A 14,729-nucleotide genomic window follows, 5' to 3' on the forward strand; every position below is an offset into this window, starting at 1 on the left:
GGAAAGATCACATAAAGATGATTAATCCATTTCTTTAATTCACCCACTCTACTTTTATTCCAGGCCCAAACTTTAGGAGCAATGTAGAAATGTGTTTGGAACCCTTTTTTCTTCGCGATTTTAGCAGCCTTTAAATTAAATCCACCGTAATCGATAAAGATGATGGCGTCTGGTTGAAAGGCTTCAATTTGTTCTCCAAAGCTTTTAAACAAACCTTTTAAAAGCTGTAGATTCTGAATGACTCCCAGTATGCCCATAATCGCTAATTGGTTATGGTGTATGATAACCTCAGCACCTTGAGCTTTCATTGCATCTCCACCCCAGGCCTTAATCTGGGCCTCATTATCCAGTTTTTTAATCTCTTGGATAAGATTAGATCCGTGGAGATCTCCTGATTTTTCCCCTGCAAGGATGAAGTATTTCATTTTTATTCTCCGAAGTATTCGACGGAGTTTTTATTTGTTTCAATTAAATGAATCTTATGCAAAGTGGCAGAGCTAGAAGTAGCTTTAATTTTAGGGGCAAGTATCTTCCAAAATTCCATCACGAGTATTTCACAACTCGCTAATTTTCCTAACATAAAATCTACGTCTAAATTAAGGTTTTTATGATCGACTTTATCAATAATTTCCGCCTTAATAAGATCCCCTAATTGCTTTAAATCATAAACAAATCCCGTTTCTGGATCTGGATTACCTTTAACAGTTACTATTAATTCAAAATTATGTCCGTGCCAGTTATAGTTAGCACATGGTCCAAATATTGCTTGATTTTTTTCTTCTGACCAGGCTGGATTGAATAAGCGATGCGCAGCGTTGAAATGTTCCTTGCGGATGACGTATACCATTGTTTTCAGTTTTTGTGGAGGGACTCTGGGAAAACAATAGCAGAGTTCCAATAATTGTACAAAGTTAATAAACGTTCCGGGAATCTGTGTAAATTTGTTTTTTAAAATCCTTTTAAAATGATCATAGTAACTGGTGCCGCCGGCTTTATTGGTAGTTGTTTGATTCAAAAATTAAATGAATTAAAGTTTCGCTATATCATAGCGGTAGATGATTTTTCTAGCGAGGAAAAGAACCTGAATTTAGAAGGGAAGTCTATTATGACACGAGTGGATCGAAAGGATCTATTTACGTGGTTAGAGAAAAATAATCGAGAGGTCGAATTCTTTTTTCATATTGGGGCTAGAACGGATACGACCGAGTTTGATACAAAAATCTTTGATGAGCTAAATGTAGATTATTCTAAGAAGGTATGGGAGTCATGTGTCGCTTATCAAATTCCTTTAGTTTATGCAAGTTCGGCAGCGACTTATGGCTTGGGAGAAATTGGTTATGAGGATAATGAAACCACAATCTCTTCTTTAAAACCTTTGAATCCGTACGGTGATTCAAAAAATAATTTTGATATATGGGCATTAAAGCAAGAAAAGAAACCTTTTTTCTTTGCTGGATTAAAGTTTTTCAATGTCTATGGTCCTAATGAATACCATAAAGGGCGTATGGCCTCCGTTATTTGGCACGCATATCAACAAATAAAATCAAATGGCTCTTTAAAGCTTTTCAAATCTCATCGAGATGATTATCAAGATGGAGAACAAATGCGTGATTTTATTTATGTGAAAGACCTAATTGATGTATGTGTATTCTTGATGGAACATCGCAAGAATTCAGGAATTTATAATTTAGGAACAGGTAAGGCGCGCTCCTTTAATGATTTAGGTAAGGCAACTTTTATGGCTTTGGGATTAGAACCTAAAATTAACTACATCGATACGCCGGTAGATATTCGGGATAAATACCAATATTATACGGAAGCTACTATGGAAAAGCTTCGTGGAATTGGGTATGATAAGGATTTCACAAGTCTAGAAGAGGGCGTGAAAGATTATGTACAAAATTACTTAGTTAAGCGGCTTTATTATTAAGTAATTTTTTTAACCCTTCCTCGGCAAAACCTTTCCCATAGGCGAATAATTGAATATTCGCGGCAAAGATGGAAAGTAGGGCTATTCCAATATTTTTTGTACTGAATAAAGCAGCTAGAAAGATCAAAAAACTATAGGCTATTATTCCGGAAAAGAGGAATAAACCGTATATCGGCATCGTTAATAGTGCTAATACAGTAATAACGTAATAGCTGAAAAATAAGAAAGGGAAGAAATGGACGGGTTTCAATTCTTTAGGGAAGAATCGACTAATGTTAATGCGAGCACGTCCGAAGAAATGCAATTGATTGTAAAACTGCTTAAAATCTGTTCTGCGTTTGTGGTAGATGAAAGCCTTAGGAATCAGTCCAGATTTAAAGCCTAACGAGATACAGCGAATACTAAATTCGATATCTTCGCCCATACGTGTGATTTTAAAGCCTCCTGTAGCTTCGTATACTTTTCGGGAGATTCCCATATTGAAACTCCTTGGATGAAATTGTCCGCCAATGTTTTTTTCTTTACCTCTTATTCCACCTGTTGTGAAGAAAGAAGTCATGGAATAGCTGATGGCTTTTTGGATCGGAGTAAAACTGGGATGATCTTGATCTGGCCCTCCAAAAAGATCTAATCCTTCTGCTTTAACTGCCTTGTCAACTTCCCTTAAATAGGAGGGTTCTAAAAGCGCATCCGAATCGAGAATAATGAAATAATCTCCTTTCGCTCTCTCAAATGCATAGTTTCTCGCAAAACCTTGACCTCCATTCTCTTTTACATAATACGCTAAAGGGAAAGATTCTGCGTACTTTTCGATAATTAAGGCGGCATCCTCAGTTGAACCATCTTCGATGACGACTACTTCAAAATCTCTGAATTCTTGCGTTTGAATACAAGCTAATAACTCATCCAACTCTTGTGGTCGGTTATAGACAGGGATAATGAGGCTGTAGGCCGGCGTTTTCATCTTATAAGGAACGAAGCGTTGCTTTGCTGGCAGCTATTATTTGATCGTATTCTGAATCGCCTAATGCGGCTGATAAAAACCAAGATTCATACTGTGACGGTGGTAAGTAAATCCCTTTAGCTAACATTCCTTTGAAATATTTGCCAAATAAAACAGTATCTGATGTCTTTGCGTCGTTAAAGTTATTCACTGCTTTATCTGTGAAAAACAAGGTGAACATGGAGCCGATTTGGTTAATTGTATAGTTAAGCCCTAATTCTTTTAAATCGTTTGCCAATGCGTTCTTGAGCGCTAATCCACGTTGTGCTATGGAAGCATATACCTCTGGATTATCAGTAATCAAGTTTAACATCGCTAAACCTGCCGTAGTCGCTAATGGATTTCCAGACAGTGTTCCGGCTTGATAAACTGGCCCTGCAGGTGCAATCATATTCATTATCTCTGCTTTTCCGCCATAGGCACCTACCGGAAGTCCTCCACCTATAATCTTTCCTAAGGTAGTAATGTCTGGTTGAATACCGACTAATCCTTGGTATCCAGCAGCAGAAAGGCGGAATCCTGTCATTACTTCATCGAAAATAAGTAAGGCTCCATACTGTCGACATAATTTTTGAACTGAGGCTAAATAACCATCTTTTGGAATCACTAAGCCCATATTTCCGACTACAGGCTCAAGTATGATGGCTGCAACCTCTGTGGGATTTGCCTTAAACAGATTTTCTAAACTTTCTAAGTCATTGTAAACAGCCGTCAAGGTATCTCTTGCGGTTGATAAAGTTACTCCAGGACTATCTGGAGTGCCTAAGGTGGCTACACCAGAACCTGCTGCAATAAGGAAAGAATCACCATGACCGTGATAGCAGCCTTCCATCTTAATAATCTTATCTCGCTTCGTATAAGCTCTTGCCAGGCGAATAGCCGCCATGGTGGCTTCCGTCCCAGAATTCACTAAACGAACTTTTTCCACAGATGGAATCATCGAAATGATTTTTTCGGCAATTAATACCTCATTATAGGTGGGTGCGCCGAAGGAAAATCCATTACTCAATGCTCCGCGTACAGCTTCTTCAATGACGGGATGTGCTTGACCAAAAAGCATAGGACCCCATGAACCAATTAAATCAATGTATGAATTCCCATCTACATCATGTAAATAGGCACCTTTAGCTGACTTAATAAATACAGGATTACCTCCCACTGATTTGAAGGCTCGAACAGGAGAGTTAACTCCACCTGGAATTAATTTTTGAGCTCTTTCAAAATAGGCAGCACTTAAAGTAGACATCTTATTTCTTCTTAGGATTCTTATTTGCTGTTTTTTGCTGCTCCTCCATTGTCTTCAATTGCGTTTGAAGGTATTGAGAGAACTTTGATTTTTTAGGACCACCGCCGGCAGCTATTTTTAAACGATTAGCATCTAATAAAGACTTGATTTTATCTTCATTCACAAACTTACGAATCGCTAATTGTTGTCCTATCGTTACCAAGTTAGATACGAAATAGTAAAAACTTAATCCAGCAGGGAAGGAGTTCATAACGAACATAAAGATGACAGGCGTTATATATGCCATCATTTTCATGTTGATTGGTTGACCTGGCTGATCTGGTGTAATCTGGTTATTATAATAACCATATGCTAACTGTGACACAGTCATTAATAAACAAAACATACTGACATGTGATCCATAGAATGGAATGCTGAAAGGCAGGTTAAAGAATGAATCATAAGTGGATAAATCGTTTGCCCACAAGAAAGATTCTTGGCGTAAGTTGATCAAGTTTGGAAACAACATGAATACGGCCATTAACACTGGCATGGTGGCAAGTACAGGTATACACCCACTTAACGGATTAACCCCCACTTCGCCATATAACTTCATCGTTTCTTGTTGAACACGAGCCGCATCATCACCGATCTTTTCCTTGATAGCAGCAATTTCAGGCGCCAAAATACGCGTCTTTGCCATTGAAACGTAGGATTTATACGTTAATGGCAATAAGGCTGTTTTGATAATTAAGACTAACACAATAATTAACAAACCATAATTACTGAATAGGCTCTCTAGGAAATCAAACAAGGGTACGAAGATGTATTTCGTAATCGGCAATAGAAAATCATAACTGAGTTTTACATTTTTGCCAAACTCTGGCGCCTCCACTTTATTAACTATCTGATAATCATTTGGTCCAAAATAGAATTGGAAGGATGATTTTCCTGCTGATAAATCTTGTGCTGAGGCAATGATCTGCGCATCTAATGTCTTGATATTTACTGAATCCTCTAAATTAGGGGTAGCAGTTAATGCTGCCGATTTGAACATAAAGCCTTGTGGAATTAGACCAGAAAGGAAATACTTCTTTTTAAAGCTGATCCATTTAGTGCTTTTGTCTAAATTTTCATTCGTCACAGAACTAGGATTTTCAGAAAGGTAATCGAACTCATCATCTTCCGTTAATAAATAATTAATGGTTGCTTTGCGCTCTTCTGTGATATCCTTTTCTGTTTGATGTACCTGCTCCTTCCAATGGATAAAATAATCTCCACCTGTTAAAGCCACCGATTTAGCATCCAACTGGTAATCTAAGAGAAACCCTGATTCAGGTAATAGATAGCTGGAAGAAATGACTTGGCCATTTGCTAATGCTCCTGTAAAGATTATCTTATTACCCGATTGAACCCCAGAAAAATCCAGATTAGCAACCTTAACTTTTCCCGCTGCAGTGGGCAATTCAATACTGAATTCATCTTTAGAAGAGTTGTACAAAAACAAACCGTCTGATTTTCCTTCATTAAAATTCGCATAACTCTTGTAGTTCTTTAACTGAACAGAGAGTAGTTTAGCGCCCTTAGAAGATACCTTAACAATGATATCTTTGTTTTCAAGCGTGAATACTTGTTCTTTTTTAATGCTAGAATCTACTGCAACTACTTTTACGGAATCTTTTGGTGTTACAGCAATCGCTTTTTGCGTTACCGCTTTCGGAGTTTCTGTAGGAATCTCTTTAGGGGCAAAGAAATATTGGTAGCCTAGTAGCATACCCATAATTAACACAATACCCGTGATGGAATTTCTATCCATGATTTCTTATTTTGAATTTTTAATGAATGGCACCGCATGTTGATGCGCCGCCTTTACAAATTGTACAAATAGGGGAGACGGACTTTCAACCGTCGATTTATATTCTGGGTGGAATTGAACACCCACAAAGAAGGGATGATTTTCAATTTCCACAATCTCTACCAAATTAGAATCTGGATTAATACCTGAAGTAATTAATCCAGCTTTATGGAATTGATCTAAGTAGTCGTTATTAAATTCATAGCGATGTCTATGGCGCTCTTGAATGAGTGGTTTTCCGTAGATTTTATAGGCCAAAGTCCCTTTCTCCACCTTACATGGATAGGATCCCAAACGCATTGTCCCACCTTTCTCAGAAATATCTTTTTGTTCCAGCATTAAATTAATTACTGGATCCGGACTATCCGGATTCATTTCGAAGGAATGAGCCTCCGATAAGCCCATGACATTTCTCGCAAATTCAATAACTGCACATTGCATGCCCAGGCAAATACCAAGGAAAGGAATTTTATTTTCACGTGCATACTTAACTGCATTAATTTTTCCTGCAATGCCTCTTTCCCCGAATCCTGGAGCCACTAATATTCCATCTAAACCTGCCAGGGTTTCTGCTACATTCTCAGCATCCATTGTTTCAGATGATATCCATTGAAGATTAACTTTAATATCATTAGCTGCACCAGCATGAATAAATGCTTCGGCAATGGACTTATATGAATCTTTTAATTCTACATATTTACCGATTAAGCCAATGTTAATTTCGAATTTCGGGTTTTGCAGTTTGGTAAGAAAATTAGTCCAGTTCTTTAAATTAGATTCTTTGTCATTGTAGATGTCTAATTTATATAAAACACGGCTATCCAAACGTTCATTCTGCATTAAAAGAGGAACTTCATAGATAGTAGATGCATCACGTGCTTCGATTACATCCGCCTCAGAAACGTTGCAGAACAAACCAATCTTTCTCTTCATTTCCTGAGGAATTGGATGTTCTGTGCGACAAACTAAGATGTCGGGTTGAATTCCTGATTCTGATAATTGCTTTACGCTATGTTGAGTGGGCTTTGTTTTTAATTCCCCAGCAGAAGCTAAATAAGGAATTAAAGTTAGGTGAATAAACAAGGTATTCTTCTCACCTAAATCCCATTTCAATTGGCGAGCCGCTTCAATGAAGGGTAAGGATTCGATATCTCCAACACAACCACCAATTTCTGTAATGACTATATCAAATTTACCAGATTCGCCCAAGAGCATAATATTGCGCTTGATTTCATCTGTAATATGAGGAACCACTTGAACAGTTTTACCTAAGTAATCGCCACGACGTTCTTTAGTAATAACATTATGATAAATACGACCTGTGGTGATATTATTTGCTTGGCTAGTGGGCGTATTTAGAAAACGCTCATAATGTCCTAAATCAAGATCTGTTTCTGCGCCATCATTTGTCACATAGCATTCGCCATGTTCATATGGATTCAGTGTTCCTGGATCAATGTTGATATAAGGGTCAAACTTTTGAATAGTACAGGTGAGACCTCGTGCTTGTAAAAGCTTGGCTAAAGACGAGGCTATGATGCCTTTTCCTAACGAGCTTGTTACACCACCCGTAACAAAAATGAACTTGGATTTCTTGGGATTCCCTTTACCAGACATTGATAGAATTGTTGATTTGGTTACGGGAAACAAAGATAGTGAAATAAAAGCATACCGAATTAATCCTATTTTTATTTTATCTTGCATTACATATATTATTTAGATGAAACCTCAACCAATTACCCTCTTTTCAGCCTCAGCGGGATCAGGTAAAACGTATACCTTGACAATTGAGTATATCAAGATGGCGCTCTGTGAGGTGGAAACTAAGGGATATTTCCGTCGAATTTTAGCTGTGACTTTCACTATTAAGGCAGCTGAAGAAATGCGCCAAAGAATTTTACATTTTTTAGCAGGAATGGCAGATTATCCTACTTTTCTGCATACTTCTACTTCTGATCAAGAAAATATTCTTGCTGTTTTAGATAAAGTTCATTCAGAACTAGCTGATGACGGGATTATTTTAACTAAGGGAATGTTAGCTGGCCGGGCCGCTACTACTCTACAACAAATCTTGCAGGATTATGGGTTGTTCTCTGTGATGACTATAGATTCCTTCGTTCAAAGACTTAGCGCCTCCTTTGTGGATGAATTAAATCTTCCAAGTCAATATGAAGTGCTATTAGATTCGAATGGATTGATTCATGACTTAATTAATCGCCTTTTAGATCAGGTTAATAGTACCGGTGATGCAGAACTTAGTGAGCTTATTCTATCGTTTGCAAATCAGGAAGTTGCTGAGGGGAGGAATTGGAATCGCATGCGGGATAGTTTGCACGGATTTTTGAAGATTTCTTTAGAAGAAAAGTTTTTACCGATTGAGCCGCATTTAGCTCATTTTCAGGTGAGTGATTTTCTTCGCTTAGAAAATCAATTACGAACTTTGCTCCAAAATATGCTGCAGGAGGTCAAAACAGTAGCTGATTCTTTTATTCAGATAATTGATGGACTGGGTTACCCAGATGCGTTTTATTATTACGGCGCGACGGGGCCTGTGGGTAATATTCGAACTTTTATCAAAAAACCAGAGATTGCTGATAAGTCTTATTCGAATTTTAAAAAAGCGATTGATGGTAATTCTTGGACCTCAGCTAAAGCCACTGGTACTGATAAAGCTCGTATTGAGCAACATGCGACTGAATTAGGAGAACTAGGTAGCCAATTTATTGAATTACAAACCCTCTATTTAAAACGCTACAGATTCTTACATTGGGTGTTGAAGGATTTAAAGAAGCTCGCCTTATTGAATCTAATTCAGCATGAAATGCGCGCTTATCAGTTAGAGAATTCAGCTATTCCAATATCGGAATTCTCTAAGCGGGTTTATGAAGTGATTTCACAGGATCCAATTCCGTTTATTTATGAAAAGTTAGGTGATCGGTATTTCCATATTTTCATAGATGAGTTTCAGGATACGTCTATTTTGCAATGGAAGAACTTTATGCCCTTAATCGAAAATGCGACTTCAGTAGGTAAACAAAGTTTGTTAGTAGGCGATGCTAAACAATCGATCTATAAGTTTAGAGGTGGAGAGGTAAGTTTAATTGCCTCCCTGGCGACTCAGGATCACTCTCTTGTTTCTTCTCATTTCGCAGATCAATCATTGGATGAGCAGCGCTTTGACTATTTATTAAATCAAATAAGACCTAAAGCGCTAAATGATAATTACCGCAGTGCCATCGAAGTGGTAGAATTCAATAACCAATTTTATAGTTCTTTAGTTGAGAATGAATCTTTGATTCAGTTATGTCCCTTAATTAAACCGCTCTACGGCTCAAATTTAAAACAAAATCCGAAAGTTGATTCATCAAAATCCAATGGTAAGGTTGACTTATTAGTATATCACAAGTCTAAAGAGAATTTTGGTTTTACTGAACCCGAAAACGAGTTCATGTTTGAGCAGGTGTTGAATTTGATTCGGCATAATCGAAGTATCGGATTCCGGTACCAAGATTTGGCAATTTTGACACGAAAGAATAAGCATTCCAGGTATTTAGCTTTGCGTTTAAAAGAGGAAGGAATCCCAGTTATATCTTCGGATTCTTTATTAGTTCATTATTCACCTGTTGTCGGATTTATTTTATCGTACCTAGCCTTACGCGAGGATCCCAAGGAAACACTTCATTTTTATGAACTTATTTATCAATATGCTGAATTAATGGGACGGGAGGTTTCAGCTTCTGATTTAGTAGGTATTGAACAACTATCTGGAGATTCTGCCTTGGCAAATTCTTTTTTGTATTTCCAAACCAAAGGAGTGGAAGTTCCGGCCTTTTCTGATTTATTGCACTGGGTGTATGATTTAGTATCTACTTTTGATCTTTTGAATGTATTGTCTGGTCAAGAATACCTTTGGAAGTTTTTAGATGTTTTGAATGAATATGTCTTATTAAAAGACAAACAGGTGGCTGGTTTCTTACAGCACTTTAACCAAAATCGAAATTCCTATTGCATTTCCAGTTCAAATCAAGTGGATGCGGTGACTATATCGAGTATTCATAAGTCAAAAGGATTAGAGTATCCGGTTGTTATTCTACCGTTTGTTAATTGGACATTTCAGGCTGATTCAGAAAAGATTTGGTTTGAATTAGGAGATCAAGCGTCTGAAGATTTAGAGATGAGTGAAGATTTGCGTTTACAACATGTTTACGGTCGGGTTAATGCTGCTGAGGTTTTGGCTTTTCCAGATTTAGCACAGCAAACGCTAAAAGAAAAAGAGGCTATTTTCCTCGATGCTATGAACATGTTGTATGTGGCTTCAACAAGACCCAAGCAATCTTTGCATCTTCTTTTGACGGTGCCGGATATGGATTCGCATTCAAAAACACTTTCTACTTACGAGAATTCAGTCGGGAGACTTCTCTATGAATATGCACAATCAAATGGAGTGTTATCAGATTTGCCAGTTTATTCGCAAACAGAAACGGAGTGGAATTCATCGTATTTTTCTTTTTCTACTGCTGAGCTAAGCCCTTCCTTATCTAGATCCACCTCTTTAAATCTGGATAAAAATATACAAATTACTTTAGGAAAAGCAGTTTCACCTGTCAGCCTTCGCGTTAATTCAGCAAAAGCAGATTTGTATACAGCGGCTTCTCAAAAGCGGGAAATTGGTAATCAATTACATGATATATTGGCCCAATTGCCTGATATGGATGCATGGCTGTTTGTAAGAGCAAAATCAAAATTAGATTTGTCTACTTTAGAATCTCTTTTTGAATCTGAGAAGGTGAGATCCTATTTTGCAAAGGATTTGTTAGCATTTAAGGAGGTAGATTTGTTATGTCCCGATGGAAAGGTTATTCGTCCAGATCGGGTGAATAAAGTAGGTGAGGCTTTGCAGGTGATTGACTTTAAAACGGGTAAACAAAAGCCAGAGCATCAGGATCAAATCAATCGTTATAAGCAAACCTTAGTAGAAATGGGGTACCAGGTGACTAAAGGTGTATTAATTTATGTAGAAACAGGAGAATTAGTCGATGTATAAGCGTTTACTCATTTTTGGCTTATTGATTGTCTTTTTAGACTCCTGCTCATTTGTGAAGCGGTTGTTCCACCGTCCGGGCTCATCATATTATAGTTCTACTGAAATCAAGAATATCATAAAGGAGGCCAAGAGATTCAAAGGTGTTCCGTACCGAACAGGTGGGATGGATAAGAAAGGTATGGATTGTTCTGGATTACTTTTCAAAGCCTATGCATCGAATAATTTTTCAATTCCTCGCGTGTCTTCGGATCAAGTTAAATTTGGAGAGGAAATTAGATTAAAAGATGTACAATTAGGTGATTGGGTGTTTTTTGCTACCGGAAAGGTAGGACTCATTAATCACGTAGGTTTAGTTACTAAAGAGCGTCCTGCCATTAGTTTCATTCATGCTAGTACGACATATGGCGTTAGAGAAGATTTGTTGTACCAAAAGTTTTGGCTGGATCGTATCGTCAAAATAATACGGCCATTTAAAAATTAATATGGTTTTTAGGCATTGATGTGCTATTTTTGCAATTCTTTTTAAAATGCTATGTCTAAAAAAATTGTAATTATTGGTGCTGGAGGTGTAGGTAATGTAGTCGTTAAGAAATGTGCGATGAATCCTGTATCCTTTTCTGAAATCGTTTTAGCTTCTCGTACTTTATCAAAATGTGATGCCATTGCCGCTGAATGTGCTGCAATTGGTTTACCTACTAAAGTAAAAACACGTCAGGTAGACGCTGATAATGTTCCAGAATTAGTGGCTTTATTCAAAGAGGAGAAGCCTTTTTTAGTCATTAATGTAGCCCTACCGTATCAAGATCTAACTATTATGGATGCTTGTTTAGAGGCAGGTGTTCATTATTTAGATACAGCTAATTACGAGCCCAAAGACGTAGCTAAATTCGAGTACTCTTGGCAGTGGGCTTACCAAGACAAGTTTAAGAAAGCTGGCTTAATGGCTTTATTAGGCTGCGGTTTTGATCCAGGTGTAACTGGAGTGTATACCGCTTATGCAAACAAGCACTATTTCGATGAGATGCATTATTTGGATATCATTGATTGTAATGCGGGGGACCATGGAAAAGCTTTTGCCACTAATTTCAATCCAGAGATTAATATCCGCGAGATTACGCAAAAAGGTAAATATTGGGAAAATGGAGAATGGATAGAGATCGAACCGATGTCAATCCACAAGCCTATTGATTATCCAAATATTGGACCTAAAGAATCTTATGTACTGTATCACGAAGAATTAGAGTCTTTAACTAAGAACTTCCCTACGTTAAAGCGTGCGCGTTTTTGGATGACATTCGGTCAAGCGTATTTGACGCACTTGGAAGTACTTCAAAATGTAGGAATGACATCTATAGCGCCTATAAAGTTCAATGGAATGGATATTGTTCCGTTAGAGTTCTTAAAGGCGGTTCTTCCTGAGCCAGGAACCTTAGGCGAAAATTACTCTGGTCAAACCTCTATTGGTTGCCAAATTAAGGGTATCAAAGACGGTAAGGACGCCACTTATTATGTTTGGAATAACTGCCATCATGCAGATTGTTATAAAGAGGTTCAGGCACAGGGGGTTAGTTATACTACCGGCGTACCTGCGATGATTGGGGCTTCTCTAATGATTGATGGTTCTTGGTTTGCACCAGGGGTTTTTAACGTTGAAGAATTTAACCCAGATCCATTTATGGAATTGTTGAACATTCATGGTTTACCTTGGGATGAGCAACACAATATCACTTTACCACACGAATATTAAGATGTCTTACTATCCTTCGATTCCATCTCCTTGTTATGTATTGGAGGAAATTTTATTGTTAGGCAACTTACAACTCCTAAAGCGAGTTCAACAAGAGGCTGGAATAGAAATCATTTGTGCCTTAAAAGGTTTTTCCTTTTACCATGAGTTTCCTTTAGTCAAACAATATTTAGTAGGTGCCACGGCTAGTTCCTTACATGAAGCGCGTTTAGCTTTTGAGGAAATGGGAGTAAGGCCTCACGTTTATTCTCCTGCGTATTTAGAATCAGAATGGGAAGAGCTTTCATCCTATGCAGGTCATATCACCTTTAATTCACTAAATCAGTATAATCAATACCAAAGTCGTGCTCTTGCAGCCGGTATTTCGTGTGGTTTACGTATAAACCCAGAATATGCTGAAGTAGAAACTGATATGTATAATCCTTGTATCGCCGGTTCTCGTTTAGGAATTCGACGGTCTGATTTGGGTAATTTGCCTGAGGGAATTGAGGGATTGCATTCTCATACTTTATGTGAGAACGATTCCTTTGTCTTAGAGCGTACTTTAGCCGTGATAGAGGAGAAGTTTGGTGATTTGTTGCCCAGTTTAAAATGGTTGAATTTAGGTGGTGGCCACTTGATTACTCGGGCTGATTATGATGTAGACCATTTAATTGGATTGTTAAAAGGTTTTCGCCAAAAATACCCCAACCTACAGATTATCCTGGAGCCAGGTTCAGCAGTAGGCTGGCAAACAGGCTTTTTAAAATCTACCGTTTTAGACATTGTTGAATCAGCAGGAATTACGGTGGCGATCCTAGATGTATCCTTTGCAGCACATATGCCGGATACATTGGAAATGCCCTACAAGCCTAGAATCAGAGGGGCCAATTCTGAACCAGAAAAAGGAAAGCCTACCTATCGTTTTGGCGGAATGACATGCCTAGCTGGTGATTTCTATGGAGATTATTCGTTTGAAAATGAATTGCAAATAGGGGATGAGATTATCCTAGAAGATATGATTCACTATACGATGGTCAAGACGACGACTTTTAATGGGGTAAACTTACCTAGTATAGGTAAATTAGATTCTCAAGGTGAATTTTACCTCTATAAATCATTCGGATACGAGTCTTTTAAAGACCGTTTATAATGTGGAGAAGATCGGTCTCGAACCGACGACCTCTTGCATGCCATGCAAGCGCTCTAGCCAACTGAGCTACATCCCCATTAAAAATTCACCTTAACACCTAAGCCGCCTTGTATATGCAGGTAAAATGGATTGGGTAATAATTCTGAATACATACCAAGTTCTGCAAAAAAAGAGAGGTTAGGAGCATCAATCGGAAAATATTCTAATCCAGCTATTCCAGCCCCCCCTAAACCTCGTTTCGTTTCCGGGAATACGGAATTAGCTAAAAAGAGACTTCTGGATACAAATTGTGGTCCCACTCCATAATAATAATGTAAATCAGAATTTACAAGTGTGGGTCTATGCCATATATATAATGCATTCACAGAAAAACCTATATTTTGAAAGTTTCCATTTTGGTAGGAACGATTTGTACCCCAAAGCCCGCCATAGGTTCCAAAATTAAATTCTACCGCATTTTTTCCATTTGGAAGATAGCGCTTAATCATAAATCCACCGGGTTCACCCACTCTAAATCCTGCTGCCCAATCTTTCATCTGTGCCTTTAATGGGCTTAGACAACCTAGCAGAATGAAGATAATATAAAGGCGTTTAAACATACTATGCCGAATAGAATTGTTTGATTAGACTAACTAATTTATCGTTTTCTTCTGATAAACCAATCGTAATACGTATAGAATCTTCACACAAAGTGACATTACTACGATTTCTCGTGATCAATTTTGCCTCAATTAAATAGATAAATAAATCAGTTGCACGCTTAAAATGAACTAATAAGAAGTTTGCATCTGAT

Annotated in this window: 11 protein-coding genes, 1 tRNA gene and 2 pseudogenes; 5 read left to right on the forward strand and 9 right to left on the reverse strand. The window is 37.8% G+C overall.

Translation table 11 applies throughout. From position 1 onward, the window contains the following. Both ACILP5_RS10775 and ACILP5_RS10780 read right to left on the reverse strand, forming a co-directional pair. Positions 1-425, reverse strand: a pseudogene (locus ACILP5_RS10775) (lipid-A-disaccharide synthase); the annotation flags it as partial. A gap of 2 nt (positions 426-427) precedes the next feature. Then, positions 428-847: a 6-pyruvoyl trahydropterin synthase family protein gene (locus ACILP5_RS10780; RefSeq protein ID WP_395618655.1), complete on the reverse strand. Its 420-nt coding sequence runs from the start codon at positions 845-847 to the stop codon at positions 428-430. A gap of 117 nt (positions 848-964) precedes the next feature. On the opposite strand from ACILP5_RS10780, the gene rfaD reads away from it, so the two are divergent. Next, positions 965-1,930 (forward strand): ADP-glyceromanno-heptose 6-epimerase, encoded by a 966-nt coding sequence (gene rfaD, locus ACILP5_RS10785; RefSeq protein WP_395618656.1) that lies wholly within the window; start codon positions 965-967, stop codon positions 1,928-1,930. On the opposite strand, the gene ACILP5_RS10790 is transcribed toward rfaD, so the two are convergent. From ACILP5_RS10790 to ACILP5_RS10805, 4 genes are read right to left on the reverse strand one after another with little or no spacing between them, the layout of a single operon-like run. Continuing rightward, entirely contained in the window at positions 1,911-2,894 is a 984-nt protein-coding gene (locus tag ACILP5_RS10790) for a glycosyltransferase (protein WP_395618657.1), read from the reverse strand. The genes rfaD and ACILP5_RS10790 overlap by 20 nt on opposite strands. Position 2,895: 1 nt before the next feature. Continuing rightward, positions 2,896-4,179 (reverse strand): glutamate-1-semialdehyde 2,1-aminomutase, encoded by a 1,284-nt coding sequence (gene hemL, locus ACILP5_RS10795; protein WP_395618658.1) that lies wholly within the window; start codon positions 4,177-4,179, stop codon positions 2,896-2,898. Position 4,180: 1 nt separating this feature from the next. Next, complete coding sequence (gene yidC / locus ACILP5_RS10800; protein WP_395618659.1) at positions 4,181-5,974, reverse strand: membrane protein insertase YidC; 1,794 nt, start codon at positions 5,972-5,974, stop codon at positions 4,181-4,183. A gap of 6 nt (positions 5,975-5,980) precedes the next feature. Continuing rightward, on the reverse strand, positions 5,981-7,630 hold the full coding sequence (locus ACILP5_RS10805; RefSeq protein ID WP_395618665.1) for a CTP synthase: 1,650 nt from the start codon (positions 7,628-7,630) through the stop codon (positions 5,981-5,983). A gap of 103 nt (positions 7,631-7,733) precedes the next feature. On the opposite strand from ACILP5_RS10805, the gene ACILP5_RS10810 reads away from it, so the two are divergent. From ACILP5_RS10810 to nspC, 4 genes are read left to right on the forward strand one after another with little or no spacing between them, the layout of a single operon-like run. Then, a complete protein-coding gene (locus ACILP5_RS10810; protein ID WP_395618660.1) occupies positions 7,734-11,057 on the forward strand; it encodes a UvrD-helicase domain-containing protein in 3,324 nt (1,107 codons plus the stop codon). Beyond that, the gene (locus ACILP5_RS10815) at positions 11,050-11,538 is read left to right on the forward strand and encodes a C40 family peptidase (protein ID WP_395618661.1); all 489 of its coding nucleotides are present in this window, start codon (positions 11,050-11,052) and stop codon (positions 11,536-11,538) included. Before ACILP5_RS10810 ends, ACILP5_RS10815 begins: the two co-directional genes overlap by 8 nt. A 51-nt stretch (positions 11,539-11,589) precedes the next feature. Then, the gene (locus tag ACILP5_RS10820) at positions 11,590-12,804 is read left to right on the forward strand and encodes a saccharopine dehydrogenase family protein (RefSeq protein WP_395618662.1); all 1,215 of its coding nucleotides are present in this window, start codon (positions 11,590-11,592) and stop codon (positions 12,802-12,804) included. Beyond that, positions 12,767-13,936 carry a carboxynorspermidine decarboxylase gene (gene nspC / locus ACILP5_RS10825; RefSeq protein WP_395618663.1) on the forward strand — a complete coding sequence of 390 codons (1,170 nt, stop codon included), beginning with the start codon at positions 12,767-12,769 and terminating at the stop codon, positions 13,934-13,936. The genes ACILP5_RS10820 and nspC overlap by 38 nt, the downstream gene beginning before the upstream one ends. Before the next feature lie 2 nt (positions 13,937-13,938). On the opposite strand, the gene ACILP5_RS10830 is transcribed toward nspC, so the two are convergent. The 3 genes and pseudogenes from ACILP5_RS10830 to ACILP5_RS10840 all read right to left on the reverse strand — a co-directional run. Next, positions 13,939-14,012 (reverse strand) — tRNA-Ala (locus ACILP5_RS10830). 1 nt (position 14,013) lies between these two features. Then, entirely contained in the window at positions 14,014-14,535 is a 522-nt protein-coding gene (locus ACILP5_RS10835) for a hypothetical protein (RefSeq protein WP_395618664.1), read from the reverse strand. 1 nt (position 14,536) lies between these two features. Next, a pseudogene (locus ACILP5_RS10840) lies at positions 14,537-14,729 on the reverse strand (histidinol-phosphate transaminase); the annotation flags it as partial.

The sequence above is a fragment of the Aquirufa sp. genome (assembly GCF_044239315.1).
In the GTDB taxonomy this organism is placed as follows: domain Bacteria; phylum Bacteroidota; class Bacteroidia; order Cytophagales; family Spirosomataceae; genus Aquirufa.

Coding starts and splice junctions, on each gene's coding strand:
- ACILP5_RS10780 (WP_395618655.1), bottom strand. CDS start 847: ATGGTATACGTCATCCGCAAGGAACATTTCAACGCTGCGCATCGCTTA.
- rfaD (WP_395618656.1), top strand. CDS start 965: ATGATCATAGTAACTGGTGCCGCCGGCTTTATTGGTAGTTGTTTGATT.
- ACILP5_RS10790 (WP_395618657.1), bottom strand. CDS start 2,894: ATGAAAACGCCGGCCTACAGCCTCATTATCCCTGTCTATAACCGACCA.
- hemL (WP_395618658.1), bottom strand. CDS start 4,179: ATGTCTACTTTAAGTGCTGCCTATTTTGAAAGAGCTCAAAAATTAATT.
- yidC (WP_395618659.1), bottom strand. CDS start 5,974: ATGGATAGAAATTCCATCACGGGTATTGTGTTAATTATGGGTATGCTA.
- ACILP5_RS10805 (WP_395618665.1), bottom strand. CDS start 7,630: ATGTCTGGTAAAGGGAATCCCAAGAAATCCAAGTTCATTTTTGTTACG.
- ACILP5_RS10810 (WP_395618660.1), top strand. CDS start 7,734: ATGAAACCTCAACCAATTACCCTCTTTTCAGCCTCAGCGGGATCAGGT.
- ACILP5_RS10815 (WP_395618661.1), top strand. CDS start 11,050: ATGTATAAGCGTTTACTCATTTTTGGCTTATTGATTGTCTTTTTAGAC.
- ACILP5_RS10820 (WP_395618662.1), top strand. CDS start 11,590: ATGTCTAAAAAAATTGTAATTATTGGTGCTGGAGGTGTAGGTAATGTA.
- nspC (WP_395618663.1), top strand. CDS start 12,767: ATGAGCAACACAATATCACTTTACCACACGAATATTAAGATGTCTTAC.
- ACILP5_RS10835 (WP_395618664.1), bottom strand. CDS start 14,535: ATGTTTAAACGCCTTTATATTATCTTCATTCTGCTAGGTTGTCTAAGC.